At 70.3% G+C, this 26,250-nt stretch carries 21 protein-coding genes; 12 read left to right on the top strand and 9 right to left on the bottom strand.

The features are described 5' to 3' along the window. Positions 1–164 precede the first annotated feature (164 nt). A complete protein-coding gene (locus G4D83_RS00325) occupies positions 165–1,430 on the bottom strand; it encodes a right-handed parallel beta-helix repeat-containing protein (RefSeq protein ID WP_163861166.1) in 1,266 nt (421 codons plus the stop codon). 67 nt (positions 1,431–1,497) lie between these two features. Between G4D83_RS00325 and G4D83_RS00320 the strand changes: the two genes are divergently transcribed. The 4 genes from G4D83_RS00320 (at position 1,498) to G4D83_RS00305 (ending at position 5,190) form a co-directional block, all read left to right on the top strand. Beyond that, complete coding sequence (locus tag G4D83_RS00320) at positions 1,498–1,866, top strand: Spx/MgsR family RNA polymerase-binding regulatory protein (protein ID WP_163861165.1); 369 nt, start codon at positions 1,498–1,500, stop codon at positions 1,864–1,866. A gap of 73 nt (positions 1,867–1,939) precedes the next feature. Further along, positions 1,940–2,818 (top strand): GspE/PulE/PilB domain-containing protein, encoded by an 879-nt coding sequence (locus G4D83_RS00315; protein ID WP_163861163.1) that lies wholly within the window; start codon positions 1,940–1,942, stop codon positions 2,816–2,818. 200 nt (positions 2,819–3,018) lie between these two features. After that, complete coding sequence (locus G4D83_RS00310) at positions 3,019–3,954, top strand: Circumsporozoite protein (protein WP_163861160.1); 936 nt, start codon at positions 3,019–3,021, stop codon at positions 3,952–3,954. 63 nt (positions 3,955–4,017) lie between these two features. After that, positions 4,018–5,190 (top strand): tetratricopeptide repeat protein, encoded by a 1,173-nt coding sequence (locus tag G4D83_RS00305; protein WP_163861159.1) that lies wholly within the window; start codon positions 4,018–4,020, stop codon positions 5,188–5,190. A 264-nt stretch (positions 5,191–5,454) separates the two neighbouring features. On the opposite strand, the gene G4D83_RS00300 is transcribed toward G4D83_RS00305, so the two are convergent. The 4 genes from G4D83_RS00300 to G4D83_RS00285 form a co-directional block, all read right to left on the bottom strand. Beyond that, entirely contained in the window at positions 5,455–6,273 is an 819-nt protein-coding gene (locus G4D83_RS00300; protein ID WP_163861157.1) for an SGNH/GDSL hydrolase family protein, read from the bottom strand. Between the two features lie 85 nt (positions 6,274–6,358). Beyond that, positions 6,359–7,114, bottom strand: a complete 756-nt coding sequence (locus G4D83_RS00295; RefSeq protein WP_163861155.1) for an alpha/beta fold hydrolase — start codon at positions 7,112–7,114, stop codon at positions 6,359–6,361. Between the two features lies 1 nt (position 7,115). Further along, complete coding sequence (locus tag G4D83_RS00290; RefSeq protein ID WP_163861153.1) at positions 7,116–7,937, bottom strand: amino acid ABC transporter ATP-binding protein; 822 nt, start codon at positions 7,935–7,937, stop codon at positions 7,116–7,118. After that, positions 7,934–9,415: an ABC transporter substrate-binding protein/permease gene (locus G4D83_RS00285; protein ID WP_176436677.1), complete on the bottom strand. Its 1,482-nt coding sequence runs from the start codon at positions 9,413–9,415 to the stop codon at positions 7,934–7,936. The genes G4D83_RS00290 and G4D83_RS00285 overlap by 4 nt, the downstream gene beginning before the upstream one ends. Positions 9,416–9,524: 109 nt before the next feature. On the opposite strand from G4D83_RS00285, the gene G4D83_RS00280 reads away from it, so the two are divergent. Together G4D83_RS00280 and G4D83_RS00275 are read left to right on the top strand one after the other, a co-directional pair. Then, a complete protein-coding gene (locus G4D83_RS00280) occupies positions 9,525–10,217 on the top strand; it encodes a response regulator (RefSeq protein ID WP_163861151.1) in 693 nt (230 codons plus the stop codon). Then, a complete protein-coding gene (locus tag G4D83_RS00275; protein WP_163861149.1) occupies positions 10,214–11,566 on the top strand; it encodes a sensor histidine kinase in 1,353 nt (450 codons plus the stop codon). The genes G4D83_RS00280 and G4D83_RS00275 overlap by 4 nt, the downstream gene beginning before the upstream one ends. Positions 11,567–11,583: 17 nt before the next feature. On the opposite strand, the gene G4D83_RS00270 is transcribed toward G4D83_RS00275, so the two are convergent. Next, positions 11,584–12,231: a DsbA family protein gene (locus tag G4D83_RS00270; protein WP_163861147.1), complete on the bottom strand. Its 648-nt coding sequence runs from the start codon at positions 12,229–12,231 to the stop codon at positions 11,584–11,586. A gap of 89 nt (positions 12,232–12,320) precedes the next feature. On the opposite strand from G4D83_RS00270, the gene G4D83_RS00265 reads away from it, so the two are divergent. The 4 genes from G4D83_RS00265 (at position 12,321) to G4D83_RS00250 (ending at position 17,756) form a co-directional block, all read left to right on the top strand. After that, complete coding sequence (locus G4D83_RS00265) at positions 12,321–13,517, top strand: alanyl-tRNA editing protein (RefSeq protein ID WP_163861145.1); 1,197 nt, start codon at positions 12,321–12,323, stop codon at positions 13,515–13,517. 106 nt (positions 13,518–13,623) lie between these two features. Further along, entirely contained in the window at positions 13,624–14,217 is a 594-nt protein-coding gene (locus G4D83_RS00260; protein WP_420826611.1) for an RNA polymerase sigma factor, read from the top strand. After that, entirely contained in the window at positions 14,214–17,159 is a 2,946-nt protein-coding gene (locus tag G4D83_RS00255) for a CHAT domain-containing protein (RefSeq protein ID WP_163861143.1), read from the top strand. The genes G4D83_RS00260 and G4D83_RS00255 overlap by 4 nt, the downstream gene beginning before the upstream one ends. A gap of 33 nt (positions 17,160–17,192) precedes the next feature. Beyond that, positions 17,193–17,756, top strand: a complete 564-nt coding sequence (locus G4D83_RS00250) for a hypothetical protein (protein WP_163861140.1) — start codon at positions 17,193–17,195, stop codon at positions 17,754–17,756. A 66-nt stretch (positions 17,757–17,822) separates the two neighbouring features. Here G4D83_RS00250 and G4D83_RS00245 read toward each other — a convergent pair whose 3' ends face one another. From G4D83_RS00245 to G4D83_RS00235, 3 genes are all read right to left on the bottom strand, one after another. Next, a complete protein-coding gene (locus G4D83_RS00245; protein WP_163861138.1) occupies positions 17,823–21,416 on the bottom strand; it encodes an AAA family ATPase in 3,594 nt (1,197 codons plus the stop codon). A gap of 102 nt (positions 21,417–21,518) precedes the next feature. Continuing rightward, positions 21,519–22,460, bottom strand: a complete 942-nt coding sequence (locus tag G4D83_RS00240; protein WP_163861136.1) for a type VI immunity family protein — start codon at positions 22,458–22,460, stop codon at positions 21,519–21,521. A gap of 64 nt (positions 22,461–22,524) precedes the next feature. Continuing rightward, positions 22,525–23,415 (bottom strand): hypothetical protein, encoded by an 891-nt coding sequence (locus tag G4D83_RS00235; RefSeq protein WP_163861135.1) that lies wholly within the window; start codon positions 23,413–23,415, stop codon positions 22,525–22,527. A gap of 98 nt (positions 23,416–23,513) precedes the next feature. Here G4D83_RS00235 and G4D83_RS00230 point away from each other — a divergent pair, with 98 nt between their 5' ends. Continuing rightward, a complete protein-coding gene (locus G4D83_RS00230) occupies positions 23,514–25,520 on the top strand; it encodes a YgiQ family radical SAM protein (RefSeq protein ID WP_163861133.1) in 2,007 nt (668 codons plus the stop codon). A 62-nt stretch (positions 25,521–25,582) separates the two neighbouring features. Further along, positions 25,583–26,227, top strand: coding sequence for a hypothetical protein (locus tag G4D83_RS00225; protein WP_163861131.1), 645 nt, complete (start codon positions 25,583–25,585; stop codon positions 26,225–26,227). Positions 26,228–26,250 lie beyond the last annotated feature (23 nt).

The raw sequence follows: 26,250 nt of genomic DNA, 5'->3' as shown, positions 1-26,250 counted from the left end.
GGCCGGGCCGCACCGCATGGTGAAGTTGCTCGCGGAGATGGAGGCTCCGCAGTGATGTCCGCGCGAGTTTGAGGCCGGGCCACGCCGCGTGGTGAAGACGCTCACCGCGGCGCAGTCTCTTCAGTGACGTCCGCGCGGGTTTGAGGCCAGACCGCCCCTCATGGCTACTGCGCGGCGGTGGTGCAATCTCCTGACACATTCGGCGCCGCTCGCCCGTTCACCGTGTTGTCGGTGAAGACGTTGTCGGTGGCCACCACCAGCTCCACCGCGCCGCCGCCCCGGTTGCACACCACCACGCCGCCCGCGCCCGCGCGGTTGCGCAGGAAGCGGTTGCCGCGCAGCGTGAGGGCGCGCGTGCCCATGTCCTCCAGGTAGATGGCCGCGGCCGGGCCCTGCGTCACGAAGTTGTCCTCGAAGGTGTTGTTCTCGACCAGGTCGTTGTTCGGCTGGAAGTAGTGCAACACGCCACCGCCGCCCAAATCATAGATATTCTGCGCGTTGGGCCACGCGAGGAGCGGGCGCGGCTCGAGCGCGCTGGTGACAGCTCCCCGGAACGCCTCCAGGCCGTTGTTCCGGAAGGTGTTGCCCCGCACCACGGAGTCTCGCCCGTGCGTCACGCACATGGCCCCGCCTCCCGCCATGGACGACGTGCCCGCCTGCGCGAAGCGGTCGATGTCCGACGTGCGGTTGCCCTCGAACAGCGAGTCCTCCACGCGCGAGCCCACGGTGAACATCAAGTCCAGCGCGCCACACTTGGCCGAGGCCTGGTTGTCGCGGAACACCGCGTGGCGAATCGTCACCGGCCCCGGGTAGTAGGCCCACAGCGCGCCGCGCGTCTTGTCGCGGTTGCCGTTGTAGTCATTCTTGCGGACCTTCTCGAAGACCATGTGCTCGAAGACAGGGTCTCCATCGCCCACGGAGTTCTCCCCGAAGAAGTTCATCCCCCACCAGCCGTAGCGATTGGTGGACGTGAGCAGCACGGGCTTCTCCGCGGTGCCGCGCACCTGGATGCCGCCGTAGACGCGCACCTCCACGCGCCCGTCATGGTGGTTCATCACGCTGTCGGCCGCGCCCGCCTCCACGTCGGCCTCCGTCACCTCCGGGCGCCCCTTGAAGTCGAGGATGACGCCGGGCTGCACCGTGAGCACCTGCCCCTTGGGGATGGTGACGACGCCCTGCGCGTCGCCGAGCACCCGGTACGGTGAGCCCGCCTCCGTCAGCGTCCCGGACAGCGTGCCGGTGATGACGGTGCCTCCGTCCTCGGGCACCTCGATGATGGGCCCCGCGTCTCCCGTGTCCGGAATGCCTCCGTCACCCTCGGGGACGACTCCGGGCTTGTCCGGCGTCGACGAGCAGGCGGTGACGAGCACCCCCAGCGTCAACGCCGTCATGAAGAAGCGCTTCGCGCACTCGGAGGCGGACGTGTCCATACCCGTCGCGCTAGCACGCTGTCGTGGCCGCTCGCAAACCGCGTCCGGGCTGGTAGAAGCGCGCGCCATGTCGAACGAGGTCCTCGTCCTCTCCTACTCGGGCTGTTCCACCTGCAAGAAGGCGCTGAAGTGGCTGGAGGCCCAGGGGGTGCCCCACCGCGTGCGCCCCATCGTCGACAGCCCACCCACTGTCGCGGAGCTGGCGCAGTGGATACCCCGGAGCGGGGTGTCCGTGCGCAAGTGGCTCAACACCAGCGGGCAGAGCTACCGCGCGCTCGGCAAACCCAAGGTCGACGCGGCCAGTGACGCGGAGCTGCACACGTGGCTCGCCGCCGACGGCAAGCTCGTCAAACGGCCCGTGCTCGTCACGCCCACCGCCGTCCTCGTGGGCTTCCAGCCGGAGAGCTGGGCGCGCGTGTTCCCCTCGGGAGGTTGAAGGCCGGGCGGGCGGGGGAGCGCACACACGCCCGAGCCTCGCGAAGCGCGCGGTCACGTGAAGATTCCTTTGTATGGAATCCAGTGCCAGGCGTCCGCTCGGGGAGATTCTCCTGGAGATGGGGGTGCTCAACCGCGCCCAGCTCCGGGTCGGTCTGGTCCACCACCATGAGACGCACGTCCCCTTGGGGCGCGCCCTGGTGCGTGAAGGCGTGTGCTCGGAAGCAGACGTGTTGCGAGGCCTCGCGGCGCAGCTCGGCGTGGAGGCCGTGGACCTGGACCGGACGCCTCCCGAGCGAGGCATGGCGGACCTGCTCCCCTCCCGAATCGCTCGACAGCACCGCGCCGTGCCCCTGCGCGTGGAGATGGTGCCCCTGGAACAGGGCGAGCGCGAAGTCCTCCACATCGCCCTGCCCGCCCCCGTCTCCTTGGAGGCAGTGGACGCCGTGCGCGCCATCACCGGCAAGCCGCGCGTGGAGGCCCACGTCGCCTCCGACAGCGCCATCACCCGCGCCCTCTCGGAGCTGTACGGCATCGAGGAGCCCGCCGAGCCCGCCGCCACCCCCGCGCCCTCCCCCGGTGGCCCCCTGCTGCTCTATGGCTGGCCCCCGGTGACGGCCGTCCTCATCTCCCGGCAGCTCGCGCGCCACGGCCACCAGGCCCGCGTCGCCACGCCCCTGGACGTCCTCCACACCGGCCCCGGAGACGTGGTGCTCGCCCCCATCCAGGCCATGGAGGGTCTCCTGGCCGGCGAGGTCCACATCGAAGGCTCCCTCATCGTCCACGGCACCTCGGACGACGAGGGCTTCGAGCGGGCGCGTCAGCTCGGCGCCCGGGGCTTCCTCGCCAACCCCCGCGACGAACAACTCCTCTTGCGCGCCGTGCGCCGCCTGCGTCCCGGCGGCCCCTCGCCCCTGGCCGGCGACCCCGGCTCCCCCCACCACTCCCACTGACGCGAGCCCACCTGGGTATTTCGCGCCCCAGCTCCGGGCCTGGAACCCTACTGTCCGTGCCAGGAGGCCATACCTCCAGGCCGCGCCTCCCCATGATTCTCAAAAAATGATGGCCGCGAGGAAACTCGTGACTGCGGGTTCGGAGAATGAAGGCACATGGCGCCACTTCGGGCGTCGCGGAAATCCAGCCGGAGCCCTTCATGTCCCCCCCGCGCATTGCCTACCGCCCGCCTCCGCCGCCGCCCCCTCCGCGTCGTGAGCCGCCCCCGCCCGTGCGCGACGAGCAGGCCCCGCGCAACGGGGCGCAGTCGCGCAACCCGCGCGTGGACACGCAGGCGCAGGGCAACGTGGAGCAGCCGCGCGGCAACCTGGTGAGTGGCCAGTCCAGCTTCGAGGCGGGTGGCGCTCGGGCCGAGGTGAACGGCAAGGGTCCTGGTGGCATCGACACCCGCGCCTACGCGCAGGGCCCGTCCTTCACTGCGGATGCCAAGGTGGACGCGGACGTGGGCCTGTCCGGCATCGACGTGAACCTCGCGGTGGACATCGACGCCACGGCGGTGGAAGCGGGCGCCGGGGCCTCCAAGACGGTGGACTTCGAGATCGCCGGCGAGAAGTACTCGGTGGAGTTGGACTTGGAGGCCATGGGCAAGATTGGCGCCGACGGCCACATCAACCTGGACCTGCACGTGGGCACGGACGGCAACCTGTCCATCAACGCCTCCGCGTCGGGTTTCGCGGGCGCCCAGGCGAGCCTCACCGGCTCCATCGAGCTGAAGCACGAGGGTGACACCCTGGCCTCCGCCAGCGTCACCGCCAGCGCCAGCGCGGGTGTGAGCGGCGACGCGCACGCCGACATCGGCCTGAACAACGGCAACCTGGAGTTCGACGTGGGCGTCGAGGCCACCGCGGGCCTGGGCCTGGGTGTGGACATCGAGGGTTCGGTCAACGCGGGCAACGTGCTGAAGGCCGTGGGTGAGACGGCGGTCGCCGCGGGTGGCGAGGTCCTGGAGAACGTGGCCGAGGGCGCCATCAACGCGGGTGGCGCGGTGGTGGACGCGGCCGGCGACGTCTTCTCCGGCGCGGTGAACAAGGGCAAGGACATCATCGAAGGCGTCGGCGACTTCTTCGGCCTGTAATGCGGAATCGGAGCATTCCGGCGATGCCTGGCCCCCCGGGGCTGGGCTAGAGTCGGCGACCCCATGGCCGTCTCCAAGCTGGCTACCTCCGCCGCGCGTTTGATGAAGCAGGGCCTCCTCAAGGAGGCGGCCCGCGAGTTCCAGCGCGCTCTCGAACAGGACCCCCAGGACGCGAGCGCGCTGCTCGGCCTCGCGCGCCTGCGCCTCGCGCAGCACGACGATGAGGGCGCGCGTGGCTTCCTGGACTCACTGCTCGCTCTACATCCCACGCACCCCGAGGCGCTCAGCCACCTGGCGCGGCTGAACGCCGAGAAGGGCGATGCGAGCGCGCTGGAGTTGCTCGCGACGCTCGCCGCGCAGCCGACCGCGGGCTTCTTCGAGGTCCTCAACTACGCACGAGGCCTGCTAGCGCACGAGAAGTACGCGCAGGCCATCAGCCCGCTGGAGCATGCGCTGGCGATGCAGCCGGGCAACGCGCAGACGCTCACGTACCTGGGCAAGGCGCAGCAGGGGACGGGCAACCTGGACGCGGCGCTGAAGGCCTACCAGGAAGCCGCCGAGGCGACTCGCACCGAGCACCTGCCCTTCCTGCTGGCCTCGCGTGTCCAGGTGCTCCAGGGCCAGATTGGCCCGGCGCTGGTGACGCTGCGACAGGCCATCCTCCGCAAGCCCACGGAGCCGTCGCTGTTCCGCGAGTTCGCGTCGCTGTGCCTCTTCGCGGGCGCGCCCGACGCGGCGATGCGCGCGGCCATCGAGCTGCGGCTGAAGCTGCCGGAGAGCGCGGACGCCATCTACCTGCACGGCCTGTCCGCCTTCGTCGCGGGCAAGGACGAGGACGCGGACCGCATCCTTCGCGAGGCGCTGGAGAAGGCCCCGGGCAACGCCCAGGTGCGCGTGGCGCTGGCGAAGGTCCGGCGCAGGCTCGGCGATGACGCGGAGGCGAAGAAGCTGCTGGAGGAGACGCTGACGTTCGCCCCGGGCGACGTGGGCGCCGCCACGGACCTCTCCGTGCTGCACCTGTCCAAGCCCGGTGGCGGCCACGCCGCCCGGAAGGTGCTCTCCGAGGCATTGAAGGCCCACCCGGACGACCCGGGCCTGCACCTCAACCTGGCGCTCGCGCTGGCGGACAGCGACGCGGCGACGGCGCTCACCCACGCCCGGCGCGCGCAGGCCAGCCAGGACAAGAACATCCGCGAGCAGGCGGATCGGCTCGTCACGGCGCTCGCGCCTCACTGAAACGACGCGCCCTGCGCGCCGCGGGACATCGCGGCGCCTGGGGTCGCTCCAGGGCGCGGGAGCAACCGATGCGCGACACGTCGCGCGGTCGCTTCGTGGCGCCAGGAAGCACTCCGCCCCATACAACCGGCGCGAGCCTCGTTGCTTGCGTCACCTGGCCCTGGTGAGGCCCAGCGCGCCGAGCACCTGTCCCTGGTGCAACCCCCGCGCACCGGGTACCTCGAGCCTGCCCTGGAGCAGCCCCAGCGCACCGAGCACCTCGACCTATCCCTGGAGCAGGCCCAGGGCGCCGAGCACCTCGGGGTACACCTTGCTGGCGAAGTAGCGTCCACCCGCGATGGTGAAGTGCACGCCGTCGCTCATGCGCAGCTTCATCGGCTTGCGGAAGCCCTCGACTCGCGCCTGGAGCAGCGCCTTGCCCTGGGCATCGGTGAAGTACTCGCGTGTGTCGACATAGCGCGCGTCCGCGCGGGAGCTGATGACCTCGCGCTGAAGTCCCCGGATGAGGCCCAGCTTCTGCTCGAAGCGCTTGCGCCCCGTCGCGGGCAGCTCCAACCAGACAATCTTCCGGCCCGGCGCGGCGATGACACTCGCGAAGGAGTCGACGCGTCGGCGGTACGCGTCCTCCCACTCCGGCTTGCCCCAGTGGACGGGCTTGCCGCCGCTGCGCTCCTGCAGGGACTGTCCATCATTGCCCCCCAGAATCACCACCACCACGTCGGGCTGGTGGCGCTTCACCTCCTCTTCGCCCACCTCCATCCAGTCGAAGAAGTCCGGGCGAGCCAGCCCCGTAGAGGACCGCGCGCGACGCGACGCGCGTATCTCCGGGTGCGCCTCCAGCCGGGCCAGCAGGTAGTCACCAAACCCCGTGGCGATGAGGCTGTCCCCCAGCAGCAACACGGAGCGCGGACGCTCCGCGGCGGGCGGCTCCGGAGTCACGGCCCCGGGAGGCGTCGGGAGCACGGGCGCCGCGCGCACGGCGTCGGCCACGGAGCCCGCGTCCTGTCCGGACGGATGAGCCCACGCGAACCCGGTGGAGAAGACGACGAGGACGACGAGCCAACGCGTGAAACGGTTCTGCATTCGGGGGCGCACGGTAGCGGCAGGCCGCCGTCAGGTACATCCCCCTTTGACTCCGTCCACCCCTGGACAGGAGCCTCGCGCCGCGTCAGGCCGCTGACGCACTCCGGGCGAATGACAGCCCCGCGAGCCACGGCCCCAACAACTCCGCGCACGCCTCCGGGTGGGTGAAGTACGGCACGTGTCCCGCGCCCTTCAAGAGGTGTCGAGGCGTCCCCGGCGGAAGCGACTCCACCAGCTTCTCCAACGTGGACGGCGGCACCAGCACGTCCCTGTCCCCCTGGATGCAGACACAGGAGACCTCCAGCCGACGCAGCTCCGGCGGAGGCGCTTCGCCGCGAATGGCCAGCGCGCGATGCCACGTGGTGCTGCGCTCCAGCGCGGTGGTGGGCACCACCTCCTGAACCCGCGCGAAGGGCACGGGCCGCCATGCCGCGAGCCCCGCCGCGACGACGCCGGGCCGGCCCCACAAGGCAATGGGCCCCATCATCCCGATGAGCAGTCCCCTCGCGCCCAGGTGCGCCGTGCGCGTGAAGGCCCCCAGAAAGGCCACGCCCCGCACCACCCCCGCCGCCGCGAGGTGCGCGGCCACCATGCCGCCGAACGAGCTGGCCACCACCGCGTCCATCTCTCCCGCGGCCCGCGACACCTGCCGCGCCAGGGCGCCCGCGCCCAGGGCCGCATGCGCCCCTTCCGGGTACTCGACGAGCACCGGGCGGGCCACCGGGGACAGCGCCTCCGCGAGCGCACGGAAGCCCGAGCCCCGGGCTCCCAGGCCAGGCAGCAGGAGCACCCTTGGCCCCTTGCCCTGCCCCATCTCCGTGAGTTGTACCTCCGCGCGCATGTCACTCCCTCGCCGTCGCCGCGGGGAACACCGTGGCGACGGCGGTTGTGCCCGGCTCCAGTCCTCCCGGGGCCTCCTGCCGGACGACACGCTCCAGCCCGAGGAAGGCGCGGGTGCGCTCATGTCGGGGCCGCTCCAACACCTGCGCGGGAGTGCCCTCCTCCAGGATGCGCCCCCCATGCAGCACCAGCATTCGCGAGCACAGCTCCCGCGCGAAGCGCATCTCGTGCGTCACCGTCACCAGGGCGAGTCCGTCGTCTCGCAGTCGTGACAGCAGCTCCACCAGCTCGCCCACCCGCTCGGGGTCCAGCGCGCTGGTGGGCTCGTCCAGCAGCAAGGCCTCGGGCTCCATCGCCAGCGCCCGGGCAATCGCCACCCGCTGTTGCTCGCCACCGGACAGCTCCGACGGGTAGGCCCCCTCGCGGTGGGACAGACCCACCTTCTCCAGAAGAGCACGCCCCAGCGCCATGGCCGCCTTCGCGTCCAGGCCCCTCACGTACCGGGGGGCCTCGGTGATGTTGCCCAGCGCGGTGCGGTGCGCGAACAGGTGCCACTGCTGGAAGACGAAGCCCACGCGACGACGGATGTTGGACACCTGCGTCCCCCGCGCGCGCAGCGCCCCGGGCTCCAGGACATCGTCCCCCACCCGGATGGAGCCTGAATCGAAGGGCTCCAGTCCATTCAGGCAGCGCAGCAGCGTGCTCTTGCCCCCTCCCGAGGGCCCCACCAGCGCCACCACCTCACCGGGGGCGAAGGACGCGTTGATGCCGTCCAACACCGCGCGCCCGTCGTAGCGCTTGCACAGGTCCTTCACTTCAATCATCCGCGTTCCAACCTCGCTTCCAACCGCCTCGCCAGGAGCGCCAGAGGGTAGCTCATCGCCAGGTAGAGCGCCGCGCACAGCGCACCGGGCAACAACCAACCGCGAACATCCACCGCGGTAATCGTCATCCGTTTGGTGAGTTCGACAACGGAGATGACCGACACCAGGGAGCTGTCCTTCAAGAGCGCGATGAAGTCGTTGGTGGCGCTGGGCAGGGCCACGCGGAAGGCCTGGGGAAAGACGACCCGCCGCAGCGCCAGCGGCGTGGACATGCCCAGCGCGAGCGCCGCCTCCATCTGCCCGCGCGGCACCGCCAGCACTCCCGCCCGGTACACCTCCGCCTCGTAGGCCGCGTAGTTCAACCCCAGCCCCAGCACCGCGGCGCTGAGCGCGTCCAACCGCAGCACGCCCGCGAGGCCGTAGTAGAGGACATAGAGCTGGAGCAACACCGGCGTGCCGCGAAACAGCTCCACGTACACCGAGGCCAGCCGGCCCAGCCAGCGCGGGCCGAACAGTCGCGCGAGCGCCAGGCCCACGCCCAGCGGCACCGCGAGCGCCATGGCCAGCACGGAGACCACCAGCGTCACCAGCGCCGCCTGGAGGAACATCACCCACTGCGCCCAGCCCAGATGCGGCGTCTGCGTCTGCGCGAGCACCTCGCGCGTCTGCGCGTCGGACCACTCCACCATCCGCTGCTGGGCCGCGCTGTCGATGTTCCACCGCGCGAAGATCTGCCGCAGCTCACCCGAGCGGGCGATGTGCCCCAGCGCCACGTCCAGCGCCGCGCGCAGGTCCTCGTCCCCGGGCCGCACGGCAATCGCGTAGTAGCCCTCGCCCACGTCACCCACCACGCGCAGCACCGCGCGCGGCTGGCCGTAGCGCTGGGCGATGAGGTCATCCATCAGCACCGCGTCCACCCGCCCCTGCTCCAGGTCGATGTAGGGCTCCTCCACGCCCTCGTACGGCACCGCGTGGATGCCCTCGCGCTGGAGCAAATCCCACGCCTGGGAGTTGGCGAGCGTCCCCACGCGCCGGCCCCGCAGCGACGCCAGGCCCGTGACGGTGTCGTCGTCGCGCCGGGCCATCAGCCGGAGCTGGAAGATGAAGTACGGCCGCGTGAAGAGGATGCGACCGCTGCGCGCGGGCGTGATTTCGATGCCGTTGAGCGCCACATCGAACGAGCCGCGCTCCAATGAGGGAATCAGGCTGGACCAGTCGTTCTGCACGAAGCGGGCGCGCACCCCCAGCTCCCGCGCCAGCGCGTCCGCCAGCTCCACCTCGAACCCACGCATGCGTCCCGGTACGTCCGGGTCCTCCATGGCGTACGGCTCGCCCCCTTGCGCATCCGCGCCCCACCGCAGCTCGCCTGCCTTCCGCACCCGCTCCAGTCCCACCTCCCGCCGCTGGACACAGGAGGTCATCAGCACCGAGAGCGCCAGCAAGGCACCGGCACCGCGCCACACCCCACTCACATTCATTGCGAGGACTCCCACTCTGTAGCAGGTGCAGGCCTGACCCAGTATTCAGGTCCTGACACTTTCTCCGGGACTGCGTACTAGAGTGCTGCGGCAGAGGAGCCAAGGCGTCATGGAAGCATACAAGGTGCTGGTGGTGGACGACGAGCCGCAGGTGGCGCACGCCTTGAGGCGGCTGCTGCGGCGCGAGGGTTTCGACGTCCAGCTCGCGTTCAACGGAGAAGAAGCGCTCGAGCGGCTCAAGACCTTCAGCCCGGACATCGTCCTGACGGACTTCCGGATGCCGGGGATGACGGGCAGCGAGCTGTTGCAGCGAATCAAACGCAGCCACCCGCTCGCGCTGCGGCTCATCATCTCCGGCTACGCCGACTTCAAGTCGGTGGTCGCCTCGGTGAACGAAGGCGAAATCTGTCGCTTCATCAGCAAGCCGTGGGACGACGCGGAGCTGGTGACGTACCTGTCCGGCCTGTTGCGCCACCGCGAGACGCTCGCCCAGCTCTACGCGCCGTTCCGCGCCGCGCACCAGGGTGTCAGCGCGGAGGTGAGCCCCACGGACGCGGCGCTCGTGCTGAAGGTGCAGGTGGCCGACCCCGCGTTCCCCGCGGACCAGGCCGTCAAAATCATCGAGCGCTTCGCGGGCCTGCTGGCGGATGACAGCCTGAAGGTCGTCGGGGGCCTGCTGGAGCGCTTCGGCGGGCGGCTGTCCTTCGTCGCGGAGGTGGGCGGGCCGCAGCGGCTGCGGTTGGAGCTGCCGGTGCGCGCGGAGCCGAATCCCGCCATCCGACAGGGGGTGGGCGAGGCATGACTCCGCCTCCGTCCACGGAAGCCCCGGAGACGGACATCGACGCGGACTGGGTGAACAGCCGCCTCAAGCGGTTCACCCTGCTGGCGTGCCTCCTCATCCACGGCCTGCTCGTCGCCAGCCTCTGGGGACAGTGGACCCACATCGTCCTGGTGACGGTGGGCTTCGTGGTGGTGACGTCGGCCAACCTGGTGTTCGCGCGGGATTTCTTCTCGCGCCACACCCGCCTCGTGGAGGCCGTGCGCTTCACGATGAACATGCTGGCCACCGTCTTCTACGGCATGGCGAGCGACTGGGCCCTGCCCGTCTGGCTGTACCTGCCGCTCAACGCGCTGTGGGTGGACTACTTCGCGGACTCGAGCGCGCGACCGCGGCTGATGCTGCTGCTGGTGCTCGTTTCGGGCGCGGCGCTGGTGGACGGGTGTCCGCCGTTCCTCCCCGCCTGCTTCGTGCTGCTGTCGCTGCTCACGTACTTCATCTCCGAGGGACGGGTGTTCCTCACGCACCATGCCCTGCGGGGACTGGCGCGCCAGCACGAGGAACTGGCGCAGGCGCACGCGCAGCTGGAGCTGGCCCACCGCCGCGCGCGTGAGCAGGAGCGGCTGTCCAGCCTGGGCATGCTGGCGGCGGGCGTGGCGCACGAAATCAACAACCCCATGAGCTACGTGAAGAGCAATGTGAACGCGTTGCTCATGGACCTGCGCGCCCTGAAGCAACTGCCGCCGGAGCTGACCGAATACGTGGACGACGTGCTGCCCGCCACCGCGGATGGCATCCGCCGCGTCGTCGCCATCGTCGCGGACCTGCGGCGCTTCGCGCGTGGGGACCCGGGGGCGCTGGAGGAGTACGACCTCAACGAGGAGATCGCCGTCGCGCTGCGCATCACCCGCACCCAGGTGCAGGCCCACTGCGAGGTGGAGGTGACGCTGGCGGACCTGCCGCGCCTCCTGGGGCGCCCCGGTCAGCTCGCGCAGGTGGTGGTGAACCTGCTCATGAACGCGGCGCAGGCCATGCCCGGTGGAGGCCGCATCCACCTGTCCACGCGCATGGAGGCCGACGACGCGGTGCTGTGCGTGCGCGACTCGGGCGCCGGAATGACGCCCGACGTGCAGGCCCGGCTCTTCCAGCCCTTCTTCACCACCAAACCCGCGGGCGAAGGCACGGGCATGGGGCTGGCCGTGGTGCACGGCATCATCACCTCGCACCAGGGCCGCATCGACGTGGAGAGCTCCCCCGAGGGCGGCACCTGCTTCACCGTCCGCCTGCCGCGAATCCCCCCGCTGGACCTGGAACTCCCCGGGGGGCCGTTGCCCTCCACCTCGACGACGAAGTCCCGCTCGGACGCGGCCTGAAGCGCCGGGGCCGGACTTCAGCGCTTCAGCGCGGCGTCGATGTGCCCGGTGAAGACGTCCAGCGACTGGGCCCCCGTCACCCCGGTGCCGTTGATGAAGAACGTGGGCGTGCCGGCGATGCCTCGGCGCTGCGCCTCCACGAGGTCGGCCTCCACGTAGTTGTCCCAGGCCTTGGTGTCGAGCGACTTGCGGAAGCGCTCCAGGTCGAGCCCCAGCCCCTTCGCGTACTTCTCCAGCGAGGCCCGGTCCAACGCGCGCTGGTTGTCGAAGAGCACGTCGTGCATCTCCCAGAACTTGCCCTGCTCGTGCGCCGCCATCGCCGCGATGGCCGCCTTCTTCGCGTCCGCGTGGGAGGGCAGCGGCATGTGCCGGAAGACGATGCGAATCTTGTCGCCATACCGCTCGCGCAGGCCCTCGACGACCGACGCGCCCCGCTCACAGAAGGGGCACTCGAAGTCGGACCACACCTCCACCGTCACCGCCGCCTTCTGGGGCCCCAGCGCCGGAGCCTCCGCGCGCGGCGTGGCGGCGATGAGCTTCTGGGTGCCTCGGGAGGCCTGGAGCTGCTTGTCGCAGTCGGGCTTGGGCTCGTCACCGGCGAGGGCGGGCTGGAACGAAGACAACACGACAGCGGCCGCGATGAACGCGGAGACCCGGGACTTCATGGGAGGACCTCGTTGGATGTGGATGGGTTACGACGGATAGTGACGGCCGGGCCGCGCGAGTTTCAGCGGCGTGTTATTTGCCGCGCACCATGTCCACCGAGCGCCTCTATTTCGATGACCCGTTCCTCCACCGCTTCACCGCGCGTGTCGTGGCCCACGGCACGTGGAACGGAGCGCCCTCCGTGGTGCTGGACCGCACCGCCTTCTATCCGGAGGCCGGCGGGCAGATGGCCGATTACGGCGTGCTCGGAGGCCGGGCCGTGCGCGACGTGCAGGTGGACGACGCGGGCACCGTGCACCACCTGCTGGACGTCGCGGACACGAAGCCCCTGCCCGCTCCCGGCGAGGCGCTCGAGGGCCTGGTGGACGCGGAGCGACGCCGCGCTCACATGTCGCTGCACACCGGCCAGCACATGCTGTCGCGCGCGCTCTTGGACATCGCGGGCGCGGCCACCGTGTCCTCGCGACTGGGCGCCACGTGCACCATCGACACGGACCAGGACACGCTGGACGAAGAGCGCGTGGCCCAGGCCGAGGCGCACGTCAACGCCATCATCGACGCCGACCTCCCCATCCGCGCCTTCTTCCCCACGCCCGAGGAGCTGGCCGCGCTGCCCCTGCGCCGCGCGCCCAAGGTGACGGACAACATCCGCGTCATCCAGATGGGTGACTTCGACGTGTCCCCCTGCGGTGGCACCCACTGCACGCGCACCGGACAGGTGGGCATGGTGCGGGTGCTGGGCGTGGAGCGCTACAAGGGCAAGGGCCGCGTCCTCTTCTCCGCGGGCCCGCGCGCGAGGCGCGAGCTGTGGGAAGAAGCGGGCACGCTGCGCGCCATGGGACGGGCCTTCACGTGCGGCCCCGCGGAGGTGCCCACCGTGGTGGAGAAGCTGCGCCGCGAGCTGACCGAGGCCCGCGAGGCCCTGGGCGCCGCCCGCGCGCGCCTGGCCGAGCACACCGCCGTGGAGCTCGCCGCCCAGCTCGATGCGTCGACTGACAAACACCTCGTCGCCGTGCTGGACGGCGCCGGCCCCGAGCAACTGCGCGCCGTGGCCACCCGCCTCACCTCCCGCCCCGACGCGGTGGTGTTCCTCGCTGGCCGCACCGCAGACGGCCTCGCGGTCCTCATCTCCCGGGGTGCCTCCTCCTCGTTCGGCTGCGGTGCCTTCCTGAAGCGTGCCGCCGAGGCCGCCGGGGGCCGGGGCGGAGGACGTCCCGAGCACGCCGAGGGCCGCCTCCCCGCCACCACCGACTGGCCCGCAATCGTCGCATCCTGTCGAAACTGACCCAGGTGGGACTACCCATACCCACCCGCAACGCGTAGCGTCTCCAGCGCACCACCGAAGGGAAATCCCCGCCCACGTTCAATCGAGCGGAGGGGGCGCTCCACCGGTGGAACGACATGAGAAGATGGGTGTAGGGGTTCGCGCCACGATGGACGACGGGCAGCACCGACAGTTCGATGCGTTCGCTCGCTCGCGACGGCCGGGACTGCTGCGTCTTGCCCGGCGCCTGTGCTCCGGGGGTGGAATCGACCCTGAAGACCTGGTGCAGGAGACGCTCGAGCGCGCCTACCGGAACTTCGACCGGTTGGTGGCGGAGAACCCGGGCGCGGTGAGCGTGTGGCTGAGCACGACGCTGAGCAATCGCTTCCTGGACCATTGTCGGCGCAGACGCACGGAGGTGTTGGGGGCGCCGTCGTTGCGCGTGGTGCAGGACCAGGAGGTGTCCGGGGAGCCGGTGCCGCTGGAGCAATGGGAGCAAGTCACGCGGGCCGACTTCCAACGCGCCATCGAGCAGCTCCGGCCGCCGCATCTGCGGGAGGCGTACCGGCTGCATGTGGCCGGACTTCGATATCGGGCCATCGCGAAGCAGTTGGATGCACCCGAGGGAACGGTGGGGCGGTGGCTCAGCGAGGCGCGGCAGGCTCTGCGGGGGCTGCTGGCTCCCGGCGCCGCCTCGAGTGAGGGCAGGGCCAGACCATGAATGAGTTGTGCGACAGATTGGAGACCTTCATCGACGGCGAGCTGGCGCCGGTGGACGCGGAGAACTTCCGCCACCACCTGACCCGCTGCCACCCGTGCGAGGCACGGATGAAGGAACTGCTCGCCCTGGAGCTGCTCGCGGACGACGCGCTGCACGACGCGTCCGGTGACACCCTCGCCTTCGTTCCGCCTCCGCCCCTGCTCAAGCGGCGAAGGACCTGGATGATGGTGTTGCCGCTGGCGCTGGCCGCGGGCCTGGCGGCGTGGGTGCTCGTGACGCGGTCGGCTTCGTCGGCGGACTCTTCCGAGCTGTGGTTGGGTCAGACGCCCGGGCGCACGCTGGAGGCCCGGTTGACCCATCCGAGCGCGGACAGGCACCGTCCCTACGAGGTGATGCGCAGCGGTGGCGACAAGCCCCGCGCGCTGTCGCTGAGGGAGCTGGCGAAGCTGGAGGAGGCCGGAGACGAGCGGGGCATCGCGTCCGCGTATCTCTTGCGTGGAGACCCGGCCCAGGCCGGTGCCTTCCTGGACAAGCTGGAGACGTCGCCGGACCTGGACTCGGACCGCGCCGCCCTCGCGCTCCAGCGGGGCGCCCCGGAAGAGGCCCTGACGCTGGCGGACCGCGCGCTGAAGCAGCGGCCCCAGCACGCGCAGGCCCTGTGGAACCGGGGGCTGGCGCTCAAGGCCCTGGGCCTGTCGCTGCAGGCCGCGGAGGCCTTCGACCAGGTGGCCGCGCTGAAGGAGCCGGGCTGGAGCGAGGAGGCCTCACAGCGCGCCGCGGAGCTGCGGAACCTGGAAGGCGAGCAGCGCAAGGGCTGGAAGGGCGCGAAGCAGCACTGCGATGACATGGTGGCCGGAGGCGACGTGCTCTCCCCCTCCGAGGTGGAGCGCTACCCGGGCCTGTCCCGGCTGTGCTTCTACGACGCCGTGCGCAGCGCCTCCTCCGCCGAGCGCGTGGAGGCGCTGCGCCCGCTCGCGCTCCAGTTGGACCGGCTGGACGGGGGCACGCATCTGGAGGACTCCCTGCGCCGCGCCGCCCGGGGGGACTTCGGCGTGCGCGGGCCGCTGGCGAAGCAGTACGTCCTCCTGACGCGCGGCGAGCTGGCGCCTCCCGCGCTGGACACCCTGATTGAGAAGCTTCGCGAGGCGCGGCAGGAGGACCTCCTGCTGGGCGCGATGCTCTTCTTGAAGGACTCGCGTCGACACGAAGCCGAGTACCGCGCGCTCGCGCTGGCCACGAAGGACCCCTGGTTCGCACTGCTTGCCGAGGAGCGGCAGGCTCGGGGGGATCTTCAACAAGGCCAGGCGGCTCGTGCCCGCATCCGGCTGACGCAGGCGCTGGGCGCGTCCTGTGGCGGTTCGACGCGGAGAATCAACTATCGCTGCCTGGAGCTGCAGCGCACCCTCGCCCTGGTGGAGACGGACCAGCATCGTCCCGTGGAGGCGCGCACGCAGGCCCTGGCGGCGATTGAAAACGCCCGCTCCGGCCGGGAGTGGACCAAGGAGCTGCGGCTCATCCAGGAGCTGGGCCAGGTGGCCCGCTTCCATGGAGATTTGTCGCTGGCCCGCGCGTACATGGAGGAGGCCATCCTGCGCATCCCCGAGCGCTGCCAGGACCACGAGCTCTCCTATACGAACCTCGCGCTCGCGTACTACCGCACGCTCGACTTCGCCGGAGCCCGCGAGCAGTTGGACCGCGCGGCGAAGTGCGGCCAGCCGCCGTCGCTGGTGCGCGCCTTCGTCATCGCCGACCTGGCCCACACGCACGCGCGCCGCGACGACGATGGCGCCCTGTTGATGCGAGGCCTGGAGGCCCTGCGCGCGTCTCCCTCGCGCGAGGCGACCGGGGATGGCTCGCTGCTGCGCCACATCGAAGGACGCTTCGTCATCGAGCAGGACCGGCGTCGGGGGCAGGCGCTCCTGCGTCAGGCCATCGACGAGGCGACACCGAAGCTGGGCACTGACGTCAACGCCCGCAAGGCGCGCACCTACAGCTTCACGTCGCTCATCCTGGATGCCGTGCGCTACGGCGAGCAGGAGAAGGCGCTCGCGCTGTTCGCGGAAGAGCGCGCGCTGACGCTTCCGGAGCGCTGCACGCTGGGCGTCACCGTGGACGACGAGCGCACGGCCCTGGTGGCGCGCGACTCGACGGGTCGCCTCTTGAGCCACTACGACGCGGACCGCCGCCAGCGGCTGGAGGGCGTGGAGGGCCTGGTGCCGGAGAAGTTCGTGGAGTCCCTGCGGCCCTGCGTCAGCGTGGACGTGCTGGCGCGGCCTCCCTTGCTCGGCAAGCCGGGCCTGCTGCCGCCCGAACTGGCGTGGGCCTACCGGGTGGCACCGCCGCCCCCGGAGCAGCCCTCCCGGCCTCCATCGCGACTGGTGGTGGCGGACGTGAATGCCCCGAGCGAGCTGCACCTGCCCTCGCTTCGCGCGTGGAGCCCGCCGGCGGTGGAGGACGAGAGCCTCTCCACCTTGCGCGGCGCTTCGGCCACCCCGGCGCATGTGCTGCAGGCGATGCAGGAGGCCACCGAGGTGCAGATTCACGCGCACGGCATCGTCGACCCGAGCGTGGCGGATGGCTCCCTGCTGGTGCTGTCACCGGAGGAGAAGAGCGGCCGCTACGCGCTGACGGCCACGGACATCCAGGGCGAGAAGCTCCTGGGAAGGCCCGTCGTGTTGCTCGCCGCCTGCCACGCCGCGCACAGCACGGCGTACTTCCATGAAACGTTTGGCCTGCCCGTGGCGTTCATCGAAGCCGGCGCGCGGGCCGTGCTCGCCGCCACGCAGGAGATTCCCGACAGCGAGGCGTCGGCCTTCTTCGAGCCCGTGCTGGCGCGCATTCGCGAGGGCATTCCCGCCGCGCTCGTGCTGCGCGACGCGCGTCAGGATTGGCTTCGCAGTCGCGGGAGCGCCTGGGTCCGCCAGGTGCTCCTCTTCGAGTAGTCCGTCTCACCCAGACCCGAGTTCCCCACCACCATGAAGAAAAGTCTCCTGCTGGTTTCCCTGCTGCTGGGTGTCGTGGCCTGTCGCCGTGTCGACACGATTCCGACGACGCAGCAGATTCAGAGCAAGGCGCCCAAGGGCGCGCTCGTCCGCGTCGTCCTGAGGGACCGCGTCAATCCCCAGCGCGTCACCACCTATACGGTGGACGTGAGTCGCAACGAAATCGTCGACACCCAGGACCGGGCGCCCTCCGCGACGCGCGGTGCGCAGGAGACCTCGTCTTCCGAGGAAGGGACGACGTCGGCGATGCAGCAGCAGAACCCGGCGCCCACGCCCAGGATTTCGGCCACCGCCGAGTTCCTCACCGACTGCAAACCGAAGGATGAAAAGGAGGGCTGCCGCAACGTGGCGGACCTCAATGATGGAGACCCGCGCGGTTCGTCGGGCGGCGGCGGAGACCCCACCGGCCACCAGAGCCTCCAAGGTCGCATCCTGCGGCTGGCGGCGTTGATCTACTGGTCCTCGCTCGAGGTGGGCATCCCCACCTACAACAAGACGCTGCAGGCGCCGCCCGTCGACGGGCCCGTCCAGCGCTAGCCCCGAGCCCTTGAGCTCCAGGAGGCCCTGGCACCGCGAAGAGGCGGTGTCGGGGCCTTCGTCGTTTCAGGCCGGCTTGCCGCCCGTGTCCCCGGTGGGCGACAGCCCGGCGAGCGTCTCCACGTAGGAGGTGGCCACGCGCAGGAAGCGCGCGCCTCGGACGCCGGTGAGGTACTGGCGCTTCATCGCGCGCGTGGCACCCACGTAGAACATGGCGCGGCGGATGCGCTCGTTCTCCCGGGCGTTGCGCTCCTTGGCGCCGGCCATCCAGTGCTCCACGGTGTCCAGTGCGTCCAGGCCCGCGAAGAAGACGATGGGGCACTCGTGGCCCTTGCAGGAGAACACGGTGGTGGCGCGCACATGGTCCACGCCGCTCACCCGGAAGTCCGTCACGTCGCGGCCTCCCTTGCCACCGTAGGCATGCGCGGGCACCCCCGCGCGGTTGAGCGCGTCCGTGTACTGCGACGGCATCACGGGCGCGACGATGAGGATGTCGCCGGGATGGACGCTCTCGTCGCGAATGAGGCGGGCCACTTCCTTCGCCACCTGCCGGGCCTCGCTGGCGCCGGAGGCGAAGCCGCGCACCTGGGGCAGCACGCCGCCGCGCTCGGTGGACTGCACGCGGTACAGACCCTCCAGCGTCTCCTCGGGCAGCCACAGGAGCCCCTCACGGGCCAGCTCTCCCGCCTTCATGTACTCGCGCATGCCGGGGTCGCTGGTGGCGTGCTGGCGCAGCGGGTCCAGCACCACGTTGAAGGCCACGTCGAGGATGTCGCGGGTGGCGCGGAAGGTCTCCTTGAGGACGCGGGTGCGGCCCCGGAAGGACAGCCCCTCCGGGAGCTGCTCCTTGAGGGAGTCGATGGGCACCTGGCCGTAGACGTTCTGCGAGTCGTCCATGAACAACTGGAGGCAGCGCACCTCGCGTCCGTCGGTGAGCACGTGCGGACGCACCAGCGCGTGGAGCATCGCCAGCGCGCGAGCGTCCATGTCCTGTGCCTCGTCCACGAAGACGCCGTCGAAGGACTCGGGCTCCACGCGGCGCAGCGCGCCCACGTGCTTCACCGTCACCCGGGCTCGCAGCTCGCGCGCACGCTGACGGCCGGCGCGCTGGACAATCGCCTCCACCAGCAGCTTGTCCACCAGCGGCGCGAGCGCGCGGTTGAAGAAGGACACGAGCACCCGCGTGTCCTCGTGCTCCAGCAGGTAGCGCGCCACCCAGTGGGCCAGGACAAACGTCTTGCCGCTGCCGGCCACGCCTCGCACCAGGTGATGGCCGTCGTCGAAGCGGCGCTCGAAGAGGGACACCTGCTCTTGAGTGAAGAGGGGCCGCGTGGGACGCGCGCCCTCGATTTCGCCGCCCAGGGTGGCAGGGGCGCTCGGAGGCGGTGGGGGCGGAGGCTGCGCGGGTTGCTGCGGCATGGGCAGCGGCTCCAGACGAAGCGGCGTGCCGGGGAGGACCTTCAGGCGCGGCAGCAGCGACAGGAAGCGCTGTGGAATCGTCGCGCCCCGGGCCTCGTCTCGGGAGGCGAGCACCAGCAGGTAGTCGCGCGCGCGACTGGCGGCCACGTTGAGCATGGGCACCAGCGTGTGCGGTGGAAAGGGCCGGCCTCCGGCCACGGTGTCCACGAGCACGACGTCGTACTGGGTGCCCTGCTGGCGGTGGATGGTGGACGCGCTGAAGGCATCACCGCGAAACCCTGCGGACGTGCCCAGCCTGCGAATGAGGGCGGCCTGGGCGCGGTAGGGCGTGACGCACAGGACGCTGAGGCCCGCGCGCACGGCCTCGCGGGCGAGCGACACGGCCAGCTCGGCGGACAGCTCTCGCTGGTAGCCGGAGCCCGTCTCACCTCTTCCGTGGGTGAGGCGCTTCGCGTCGCGACTGAGGCCATCGAGAACCACCCAGCCGGCGCGCGTCTCCGCGAAGGCGGGCACGGGCGGGGCCTTCTGTGCGCGGGCCTTGACGATGTCGCCGTCCTCCAGCGCGCCGCCGTAGCAGAAGTGGCTCACCACGCGGGCGATGTCCGGGTGCATGCGGTGCTGGGTGCGCAGCAGCAGGACGTCCGGGCGCGCGGCGTCCTTCACCGCGTCTTCCAGATGGGACAGGCCACTGGCACGCAGCCACTTCTGGGTGCCACGTCCAGCGCCCTCGGCCGCTCGCGACACGGGGCCAATCTGCTTCGGGTCTCCGGCGAGCGTCACCCGCTCGGCCAGCGGCGCCATCAACGCCGTGGCGGCGCGAGTCACCATGCCGGCCTCGTCGACGACGAGTCGCGCGAAGGTGCTCTTCCCCTCCAGCTCCGACACCAGGCGCAGGGCGCGGTGCACGGTGAGGACCATGAGGGGGCAGTCGCCCTTCTCTGCTTCCTTGAGCGTGGGGTCCTTCATCTTCCCGCGCAGGCCGCGAAGCTCCGCCTGGAGCTTGGCCAGTTCTTGCGCGGGGCCGCCTCGCACGCGCTGGAGGTACAGCTCGCGCTCGCGCTCCTCGATGCTCGCGCGCAGCTTGCCGCCCTTGGTGTCCTCGAGTGTGACGGTGGGCAGCTTCGCGAGAGCGTCACTGGCGCCGGTACCGCCCCGGAAGATGCTACGAGCCAGGGGGCGCAGGGGGATGGGCTCGCGTTCCAGGAGCGCGCTGACACGCAACACCAGTTCGTCCGCGGCGCGGTTGGTGGGTGCGACGGCGAGGATGCGCTCACCGGGGAAGGAGCGCAGGGCGCGGGCGATGAGGTCCGCGATGGCCGTCGTCTTGCCGGTACCGGGAGGGCCCCAGATGCAGCCCCAGGGCTGGGCCCACAGGCGGTCCGCGGGCATGAGCTCCGCGTGCTGGGGGCGAGCCTCGGCCGCGGACTCCTCGCCGCTGGCGCGAAGCAGGGCCTGGGCGAGCGCGGGCTGCCGCTCCTCATAGGCCGAGGCGGCCGTGCAGAGCGCCTCCGCGAAGTCATAGGGCCGGTAGCACCAGCGCTCGGCGGAGAGGGCGCGGCGGTCCACGTCGTCACCGTGCTCGGGGGCGGCGAAGACGCGGCCGGATTCGAAGTCGAGGTGGACGACGTCGCCGCCGAAGACGCACTCCTCACCGAGGAAGCCGAGCAGCGCGCCACCGGACCAGTCCGGGTCCGCTGCGGGAATGGGAACCAGGGAGATGACACCGGGGCCCTGGAGGCTGACCTGACGGACGTCCTGGAGCAGCTTCGCCCGGTACTGGCTGCGCTCGGACAGGAGCGCGTCGCTCAGGTCATCGGGGAGATAGGCGGGTGGGCGCCAGGCTTCGCGGCGTTTGCCGGTCGCCACGGCGGCCTGCATGACCTCGCGCTCGGACGTGGTGACGTCGGAGGGCGCGGCCACATCGCGGGCGGTCGGCTCATCGGGCGCAGCGGACTCGGCGCGGGGCGAGGAGGGCTTAGGGCTCCGGCCTTTCGAGCGGGAGAGGGCCAGCAGCGGATTGGGCGACCGGGGGATGTCCTCCGTCGGGTCCGGAGCGGAGGGAGTCGCGGGTGCGTCGTCCGCCGAGTCCGCGTGGGCGGGCGGGCGCGTGGAGGCGTTGGAGCGCGAAGACTGAGGCGGGACGGGAGCATCGTCGTACTCGACGTGAAGCTCTCGGACGGAGTCTCCCTCTTGCGGCGCGGGGCGCCCTTCGGAGACTTCGTTGTGCGTCCGGTGCGTCATGGCGGCGGGCCCGGGCCCCTCGGGCCGAGCCGGGTACGGGCGCGCGAAGGTAGGGGAGGCATGGATCCGCGTCAACGCGCCCACGCCCCCACATCCCTGGCGTCAGTCGAGGAAGCGCCGCCACCAGCGACGGACTTCCTCCTCGGAATACGCCGGTTCGGAGTCATACCCGATCCAGACCGTTGCATGCCCCGGAAGGAACTCCTCCAGCCAGGGCTCCAGGACTCGCGCCAGCTCACGATAGGCGGGGAGGTTGTCGCCGACAGAGAGGTCTCCGGCTTCGGGCCACGCACCGAGCGTCACCACGGCATTACCCGAAGTGCCCACGTCTTGAACGGTGGTCCCCGGTGAATGGAGTCGGGCTCGCAAGCTCGCCTGGCCCCCCAGGGACTCGAGCAGCGAGGGGCCCAGGAAGTTCAGCCAGTGGACGCCATCGACCCTCTCTCCCAAGGAATGGTGCTTGGCAACTCCGGGCACATCCACTCCGGGGTAGCGGGCGAGTTCCTCCTTCAGTCGGGGAAGGGCATGCCAGCGGGCCGTATGGAGAGCCAGCGCAAGCCCCGCATGACCGGAGGAGAGCGGCAGGCCAGAGGCCATCTCCATCGCCAGTTCTCTCACGTGCCCGGGGCCATGGGCCTCGACGTATTCGGTGGGAAACGTGGCCTGCAGGAGACTGACGCCTGTCCTGGAAGGCGCGCGAGAGGGGAGGCGCGCCTGATACCAGAACAGATACCCGTTGTCGTCAGACTGGCCTCCGCCAGTCAGGAGCACGGAACGGTCCGTCAGTGTCTTGCTCATCTGTCGGAAGAACGGATCGCTCTCGGGGACGTCTTCGAAAAACCACCTCGAAGGGCTCGGACGTAGCGAGGCCCGAACGATTTCCCATTCCTCGGAATTGAGGCGAATGGATTCACCATCCTCCCATGACTGGGTCAGTCCTTCGGCGCCCTCCCCCACGGCTCGCCGATAGACTCCGAGAGCATGTTCGATACCAGCAGCGAGCTCCTGATGGTCATGTGGCATGTAATACGCGATGCGCAGCACGTCCCGAACCACCAGTCGCTCGCCATCGGGACGTTGGGAGAAACGGCGGATGCGAGGGAAGCGCTCACTCTGGGCTGACATGGCTGACCCCAAGTTGAGGTGTGACGATGGACGGAGTGCAAGGCCGACCTAGCTTCTTGTACCGGCTCAATTGCTCCAGTGTGCCGTCGTTCGCAAGGGGGTTGCTCTTGCCGGCAACCGAGCACGGGAACTTGAAGTCGTAGACGCACTGGACCCGGTTGGGGTCTCGCGAGAAGTGGACCACGATGTCTGGCTTGAGCGAATCCTCCCAAACCCGGGTGAGGACATACCGTCCCGTCCTCGGGTCGGGCCCGTAGCGCGGCTCTATAGAGACGTTATCGGGGAAGAGCCGCACCAGCTCTCGCTTCACGCACGCAAAAGCCACCTCGTGCTTCAGTATTCCCAACTCCATGCGGCGCCTGACCTTATTGCCCTTTCCATCGTATCCGACCACGCGTTCACACTCCGCATCATCGGGCCTCTTCCCAAGCCCGTACTCGCGTTCATTGACCTCCCGGTCCGCCTCCTTCGCACACTGGACCAGGAGCTGTTCCACGCGCGCCAGCTCGGCGGACTCCAGCACTCGAAACACGGCGCTGACGCCCCGAGCCACCCCCACCGCACGCGGGAGCGCGAGCATGATGGCCTCACTCCCGCGTTGCGTGTAGCAGGCGGGGTTCTTCCCACAAGAGTTCGAGACCGTATCCAGGCCCTGCTCGTAACGAGCGGGAGTCCCCGGACTCGACTCACCCGGGCCGGGCCAGGGCCCCGGCGTCGTCGCACACGCCACCGGCAGCAGAAACCCCAGGAACCACCACTTCACCACCCAGGAGCCCTTCCGCTTTAACAGCATATCCATGAATTTCAGGATACCGCCTCCAGCCCCCACTCCGGCCGGCCAGTCGCCCACGGGCCAGGAAGGCGAGGTGGGCACGAGGCCCTCTTGGGTGTACACCCCCGCTCCCGCCCTGTTTGCTTCGTGGCGCGGGGGGTGTTTAGGAGAGATGCCCCCGAAGCAGCCGCCCCACCGCCATGGCCCTTCCGACCCGCTACGCCCATCCCTTCCTGCCCATCACCCGCGCCGACATGCAGGCGCGTGGCTGGGAGCAGTGCGACATCATCATCGTGACGGGAGACGCGTACGTGGACCACGCGGCCTTCGGCCCGGTGCTCATCGCCCGCTTCCTGGAGGGCCGAGGCTTCAAGGTGGGCATCATCCCCCAGCCTGACTGGCACTCGGCCGAGCCCTTCAAGGCCCTGGGGCCTCCGCGCATGTTCTTCGGGGTCGCCGCCGGCAACCTCGACTCCATGCTCAACCGGCTCACGGCGCAGAAGAAGAACCGCTCCGAGGACCAGTACAGCCCCGGTGGGCGCACCAACTGCCGCCCGGACCGCGCCACCATCGTCTACGCCCAGCGCTGCCGCGAGGCCTACCCCGACGTCCCCATCATCCTCGGCGGCATCGAAGCCAGCCTCCGCCGCATCGCCCACTTCGACTACTGGAGCGAGAAGGTCCGCCGCTCCATCCTCTTCGACGCCAAGGCGGACCTGCTCGTCTTCGGCATGGGCGAGCGCCCCATCATGGAAGTCGCCGACCGCATGCGGAACGGCGAGCGCATCGAGGACATCCGCGACGTGCGCGGCACCGCGTACCTCATCAACGACGAACAGATGCGCGTCCACGAGGCCGACCCGGCCAGACGCGCCGCGGACCGCAAGACGGTCGTCCTGCCGCCCTACGAGTCCGTCGTCGCCGACAAGCGGGCCTTCGCGGTCATGAGCCGCGACTTCCAGATGGAGACCAACCCGGGCAACGCGCGTCCCCTCGCGCAGCGCCACGGCAACCGCGCCATCTTCATGAACGCGCCCGCGCTCCCGCTGGAGGACGGCGTGGGCAACCCCGCCACCGGTGAGAAGACCGTGGCCATGGACGAGCTGTACGACTTGCCCTTCAACCGCGTCCCCCACCCCATCTACAAGGACGAGGGCATCCCCGCCTACGAGACGGTGAAGCACTCCATCGTCCTCATGCGCGGCTGCTTCGGCGGCTGCACCTTCTGCTCCATCACCGAGCACGAAGGCCGCGTCATCCAGAGTCGCTCGGCGGAGAGCGTGCTGCGCGAGGTCCGCGCGCTGCGGCGCATGGGCGACTTCCGCGGAACCGTCACCGACCTCGGCGGCCCCACCGCCAACATGTACAAGCTCAAGTGCAAGAGCGAGGACATCGAGAAGCGCTGCCGCAAGCTGTCCTGCGTGCACCCGGGCGTCTGTGAAAACCTCCAGACGGACCACGGCCCGCTCATCAGCCTGATGAAGGACGTGCGCCAGGAGGAAGGCGTCAAGCACGTCTTCATCGCCAGCGGCGTCCGCTACGATTTGGCCGAGCGCTCGCCCGAGTACGTGAAGGAGCTGGCGGCGCACCACGTCGGCGGGCAGCTCTCCGTGGCGCCCGAGCACGTGTCCCCGCGCGTGCTGGAGAAGATGAAGAAGCCCGGCATCGAGAGCTTCGAGCGCTTCCAGGCGATGTTCGCCTGTGCCAGCGAGGAGGCCGGCAAGGAGCAGTACGACATCCCCTACTTCATCAGCGGCCACCCCGGCTCCACGCTGGAAGACATGGTGGAACTGGCGCTGTGGCTGAAGAAGAACGGGAAGCGGCCTCGTCAGGTGCAGGACTTCATCCCCACCCCGATGGCCATGGCCACCGCCATGTACTTCACCGGAATCGACCCGCTGAAGATGGAGCCCGTCTACACGGCCCAGGGCCTGCGCGAGAAGCGGCTCCAGAAGGCGCTCCTGCTCTACTGGAACCCCGAGCACTGGCCCCTGGCGCGCGAGGCGCTGAAGCAGGCCGGCCGCGCGGACCTCATCGGCCGGGGACCGCAGGCGCTCGTGCCGCCGGAGACTCCCGCCGAGGCCGCTCGACGTCAGCGCACCGAGGAACGCGACGCGGACGACGCACCGCGTGAGCCGCGCCCCTCCGCCCAGCCCCGCGCCAGTGGACCCCGAGGTGCGGGGCGACAGGGCTCGCGCCCGCGCTGAGCTTCATCACCAGCACCGCGCGGTGCCTTGAATAAACCGCGCGGCGCTTCGTCGGGGGCGACATGCTCCCCATGCTCGCCCTGCTGCTGCTGGCCTCCGCGCCTACCAAGCCTCGCGTCGTCGAGGAGCTCCCCACCCCACCCCCTCCGCCCTCCCCTGAGTGCATCTCCTCCCGGGGGCGCACGGTGTGCGGTTTCCAGTGCAAGACGAGCGCGTCGGACCTCGACTGTGCCCAGACGCCCTACGGGACGTGCGAGGTCACCAACGGAGGCGTCTACTGTTGGGACCCGCCACGGGTTGTCATCTTCCACCCGCCCCGCACCCCGGTGAGTCCCGAGTGCAAGTCCGTCCGAGGCAAGGTGGCCTGCGGCTTCAACTGCCGCCTGTCCAACGGAGAGGTGGCCTGCAACAACACCCCCTACGGTGTCTGCACCACCCACTTCGGGAAGCTCGTCTGCTGGGACCCGCCGGAGAGCGTCATCCACGAGTACGCCGAGGCGACTCCCAGGCCCTGGTGTGTCAATGCGTCGGAAGACGTCGCCTGCGGCTTCGACTGCAAGTCCACCCGCACGGAGGCGCGCTGCGCCAGCACGCCTCGGGGCGTGTGCAAGCTGGTCGACCAGCAATTCACCTGCTTCGACCCGCCCTCGCTGTTGCACTGCGTCCACGGCGGGCCTCCCGAGCCCGCTCGGGCCCGCGCGCGCTGAAGGCCGCTCACTCCACGACCAGC

This window comes from Myxococcus eversor (genome assembly GCF_010894455.1).
Classification (GTDB): Bacteria; Myxococcota; Myxococcia; order Myxococcales; family Myxococcaceae; genus Myxococcus; species Myxococcus eversor.
Note: the sequence above shows the minus strand (reverse complement) of the source record. Positions and strands in the feature narration are given on the sequence as shown.